Here is a 477-nt window from a genome sequence, read left to right as displayed (position 1 = left end):
ACCAGAATTTGCTTGGCGACCATAGCATTATGGACCCACCTGATCCCATGCCGAACTCAGCAGTGAAACGTAATAGCGCCGATGGTAGTGTGGGGTCTCCCCATGTGAGAGTAGGACATCGCCAGGCTTCAAATTGAAAGAGAGCCCGCTGGTTTCAGCGGGCTTTTGTTTCGCTCCGGCTGATTGCAATGCGAGCGGCGTCAACAGAAGGTTTTTTCTTTTTAATCGGATGATAAAAAAGATGAAAACTTTGTCTTGACTGGATATCAGAAAGGCGTATTATACGCTTCCTTACTTGCCGAAGCGTTCAACGCCAAGGCATTGAAAGTCAACGTTCTTTAACAATTTGACCATGCAATCTGTGTGGGCACTCGTGAAAGAGTTAAGTCGAAAGATTTATCAATGAACTGAGTGACCAATACAAATTTTAAGTTTACTTATTATTTGGCACAGTCAATTCGAGTTCTCGTTACTAGC

At 44.0% G+C, this 477-nt stretch carries 1 rRNA gene; it reads left to right on the top strand.

Features of this window, described 5'->3' with window-relative positions:
* Positions 1–11 precede the first annotated feature (11 nt).
* Positions 12–127: ribosomal RNA gene (rrf, locus tag EDI28_RS26390) — 5S ribosomal RNA — on the top strand.
* Positions 128–477 lie beyond the last annotated feature (350 nt).

The organism is Photobacterium chitinilyticum (assembly GCF_004104355.1).
In the GTDB taxonomy this organism is placed as follows: Bacteria; Pseudomonadota; Gammaproteobacteria; order Enterobacterales; family Vibrionaceae; genus Photobacterium; species Photobacterium chitinilyticum.
Note: the sequence above shows the minus strand (reverse complement) of the source record. Positions and strands in the feature narration are given on the sequence as shown.